Raw genomic sequence first — 4,247 nt, forward strand, 5'->3', positions numbered from 1 at the left:
AAACACTCGCCGTCCCTACCCTCCCCCTCCTTCGGGGAGCCCTCCGGCTCCGTCAGCTCGACCCCCGTCGCGCTCTCCAGCGCGAACTGGGCCACCTGGAGGTCGTAGCGGGCCCGGTAGACGGAGAGCCGTGCGTCGGTGAGGGCCAAAAGCGCGTCCGAGAGCGCCAGGGAATCGCCGACGCCCGTCCGGTAGCGCCCCTCGGCCAGGGAGTAGTTCTCCTCCGCCTGGGCGACCGTCAGTCCCGCGATGCGGATGCGTTCCCTGGCGTTGCGGACGTTCAGAACGGCCTTGCGGACCTCCAAAAGGATGTTCTGCCGCAGGGCCTCGCGGGCCGCCTCCAGGCTTTTGACCTGAGCCCTCGCAGCATCCGTTCGGGCCGCCGTCGCCCCCCCGTCGACGACGGGGACGGTGAGGGAAAGGCCCGCGTTCCACTCCGAGCTGAGCGAGGAGATTTCCTCGCCGCCGGCGCTGTACCCGCCCCTCAGCGACAGGCTAGGGGAGGAGCCCCGCGCCACGGAGCGCACCTCGGCCTTTCCGGCGAGCGTCCGCAGGTCCACGGCCGCGTAATCCTGACGGTGCTCCAGGGCCAGGGCCTCGGCATCGTCCTCCGCCGCCTCCGGCAGCTTGCGCTCCGCCATCCGGACCTCGAACGGCCCCATCGAGTCCACGCCCATCGCGTTCAGCAGCGCGGCCTGCGCAACCCGAACCTCAGATTCCGCCTCCACCAGCGCCAGCTGGGCGTTCCCCAGGTCCACCTCGGCCTTCGTCACGTCGATCTTCGGCTTGAGCCCCGTCTCGTAGTAGCCCTTCGCGCGCTCCAGATGCCGCCGGAACGAATCCACCGATTCCTGCCTCTGGCCCCGGACCTCCCCCGCCAGCAGCAGGTCCATGTAGGCCTTCTTGACCCCGGCACGGACCTGCAGCCGCGTCTTCCTTCCCTCGGCCTCCGTGGCGGACAGCACGCTCTGCTGGGCCTCGACGGCGTACTTCGTCCGGTTCGTGTCGAAGAGTTTGAGGCTCGCCGTAATCCCGACCGTGTAGCTGCTGCCCGCGGACGCCCCCTCCCTTTCGGAGCGGTTCGCCGACGCGCTGACCGACGCCTGCAGGCGGTCCTCCGCGGCCGCCAGGGAGAGCCGCCGGCGCTCCGCCTCGCTCTTCGCGTCCGCCCCGACAAGGTCGGGATGGTTCGCCTCCGACAAGGCCAGGCAGTCCTCCAGCGTCAGGGTACGGGCCGTCTCCTCTCCCCGTGCAGGGAAAGCCTGGAAGACGGCCAGAACCAAACAGAGCAGGACCGCAAGGAGAACAGCGCTCCCGCCCCTTCTTCTCTTTTCCGATCTCATGTCGTTCTCAGCCTCCAAACTTCAAAAGGAGATCGCTCCAATCCACCGGACAGCCACAGGGAAGAAGAGAGCCCCTCACGAAAAAAACCTGTGCGGACCAGATTACGCTTTCATCGCAAAACTTCAAACCGCCATTTGACGAAAAAACAGGAGCGTATCCTGTCCTACGCACTTCCCAGGATCGGGACAGCCGCAGCGCCATTCGCAGGGGAGGTCCGTCCATCACGGAAGCACTCTCCATGCGGCACAAAATACCCCTCCGATATGAGAACAATGTGAACGCGGCAAAGGGCTCCTGTGAAGATCGAAGAGGGGGAAGGGGGAACGCCAAAACGCCCTTGCGAAAAGGCCAAAGGGCACGCTCATCCTGCCCTCGCCACAAAAAGGGACCGTCCCCGCAAGGACGGTCCGGCGCAAAAGTGCTGCTTTTTAAGAGGGCTGCCCAGAGGAGCGCCCGTCACTCGTCGTTCCAGGAGTCAAAGTACCCGGAGACGTGTACGACGGGAGTTCCCCGATCCCCGCTGCCGGACACCAGGTCGCACAGCGAGCCCAGGAGGTCCGTATAGCGCCGCGGCGTCGTACCGAGGGCGTTCCGGGACTCCGCCAGCCCCGACTCCTTCCCATCCGACGCGGGCTTGGAGCGTATGGCCTCGCGTACGGCCGCCTCTGCGTCCCCGGAGGCGTTGTCCGCCACCATCTTGAACTTGATCTCCGAGGGCGTGCCCCGCAGCCCCTCCGTGAACCCTGGGGACACCACGGGGTCCGCCAGCTCCCAGATGCCGCAGGCGGGGTCCTTGAAGGCGCCGTCACCGTACACCATAGCCTCCACCCTGCGTCCGGACCGCCGCAGGACCTCCTGCTGCAGGTCCAGGGCGAAGCGCTCCGCGTCTCTGGGGAAGAGCTTCACGCTGCCCTCCCTGGAGAAGTTGGACCCCAGCAGGCCAAACTCCGCGTTGTACCCGCCCCCGTCGCGCAACGGGGCGTTGCAGATTTGGTCCAGCGTCAGGACCGACGCGCCCTGCTCTCTCAGAAGCGCCGCATAGGTGCCTCGCTGGTGGATGTTGGCCATGATGACGCACTTCGTCGCCTTCAGGACGTTCAGGGGGTTGTTCGTGAAGTGGACCTCGATCCGGTCCGGAGCCACGCCCCTGTAGAGCTCGACGTAGTCCACGCCCGTGAAGGGGTGGCGGTACTCCCCGAAGCGCCGGCGGAACTCATCGAGGCCAAAGCACTCCGGCAGGCCACTCGCGCGCTTCAGGTACTCCATGGGGTCCACCAGGTGGTTGCCCACCTCGTCCGCGGGGCAGGACAGGAAGAGGTGCACTCGGCCCCGAATGGCCTTCGTCAGCGCCTTGAACAGGGGGAAGAACCGATTGCGGCTCAGGATGGGGAACGCGACGGCCACCTCATCCGAATCCAGCTTCCCCGCGACGTCCAGGGCGATGTCGTCCAGGGAGACGACGTTGCCCTGGGCCCGCGCCAGCAGGGATTCCGTCACCGCGACGACATCCCTGTCCCGCAGGGCAAAGGGAGCGTAGGGGGAGCGCGCCGCCTCGATCAGGCTCTCCGCCACAATCCGCACCAGGTCGTCCCCCCGCTGGATGACGGGCAGCCGAATCCCGTGGGCCTCAACTCCGACCCGACGCCGGTGCCCTTCGGGCCCGCCTCTTTCCACCCCGTGCTTCTCTTCCATAACTTTCAGCCTCCAGATGCCGCCGTCCCCCGCCTCGACGCGGAGGGCGGCAGAGTGTGATACCGTATTTTTTCTATTATAATACAAGCAGGAGGGTCCCGTGTGGCGCCCCGTCGCCACCCTTTCCCGAAAATCATCGAAAGGGTCCGTGGATTGTCGATTTTCTGTCTGAAAAGCGATAGAATAGCGGGGACAGTGCGGCAAAAACGCATCGAGGTCCGCGTTCCCAAACATGCGGACCCCAGGGCGCTCCAGGACGTGTCTTTGACCGACCGCCCCACGTCGATGGGGGCGCCATTCAAGCCGGAGGTGGCATTCATGGAAGATCTGTATCGCAAAATAGACTTTATCGTATCCGGGGGCGCGCTGGAGTACCTCTCGGAGTTCCTCAGGTCAAAGGGGCTGACCGCCCTCATCCTCGAACCCAGGGAGGCGGGCTACCAGGTTCTGGACGCCGTGGGGCTGTCCCCCGACTCCCTGACGTTCCAGGAGGCCGACCTGAAGCTGGGGCCCCTCTTTCCCCAGCGCCCCCCCAAGGGCTCCTTCGAGGTGGAGGCGGCGCGGGGCAGCGACCCCTGGCCCTGCGTCCTCCGCATCCGCGGGGCGCAGTGGGCGATCTTCGTCCTCCTGGGAAAGCGGCCGGAGGACGCCCTGCTCTCGGAGATTCAGCCTTACGCCGGGATGATCCGTCTGTGGCAGACCTTCCAGAAGATCGACGCCACGGAACAGCGCCTCTCCCGCCTCTCCTACATGATCCTGACCACGAAGAACACGCTGGCGTCCATCTTTGAGCCCATGCCGCTGCAGTACTTCACCGCCTTTCTGGCGGACGTCCTGCGCGAGAGCCTGTTCCCCAAGACCGTGACCATCCTCAACGACGACGGCACGGCCCTGACGCCGATCGCCGGCCGGGCCGACTCCGTCCCGGACCGGACGGGGGTGTATCAGGAGGAGCACCTCCCCCCGACCCCCGTCCTCACCCGGTCCGACCGCGCACCCTTCGAGGCAGTCCTGCCCATCGCGGAGGAGCCCCTCCGCCTCTTCTGCGTCCTGACCTGGGACAACCTGCCGGACGCCCACGTGCTGAACTTCATGGAGCTGCTGGGGAACCTGGCCGTCCGGGCCATCGCCATCAATGCCCTGAGAGAGCAGAGCCGCAGGGCCTCCGAGGAGAACCTCGCCGGGGAGTTCACCGCCATGACGCTCTCCAA

The 4,247-nt window shown here is 66.3% G+C and carries 3 protein-coding genes; 1 reads left to right on the forward strand and 2 read right to left on the reverse strand.

Going from position 1 to position 4,247, the window contains the following annotated elements; all coding sequences use genetic code 11:
- Positions 1-1,343, reverse strand: a 1,343-nt coding sequence (locus tag SY1_RS04030; protein ID WP_208872787.1) for a TolC family protein, incomplete at its 3' end; no start/stop codon positions are given.
- 457 nt (positions 1,344-1,800) lie between these two features.
- On the reverse strand, positions 1,801-3,036 hold the full coding sequence (locus SY1_RS04035; RefSeq protein ID WP_015556267.1) for a coenzyme F420-0:L-glutamate ligase: 1,236 nt from the start codon (positions 3,034-3,036) through the stop codon (positions 1,801-1,803).
- 318 nt (positions 3,037-3,354) lie between these two features.
- Between SY1_RS04035 and SY1_RS04040 the strand changes: the two genes are divergently transcribed.
- Positions 3,355-4,247: hypothetical protein (locus SY1_RS04040; RefSeq protein ID WP_208872789.1), on the forward strand; the 893-nt coding region annotated here is incomplete at its 3' end.

Source organism: Fretibacterium fastidiosum, assembly GCF_000210715.1.
GTDB classification, from domain to species: Bacteria; Synergistota; Synergistia; order Synergistales; family Aminobacteriaceae; genus Fretibacterium; species Fretibacterium fastidiosum.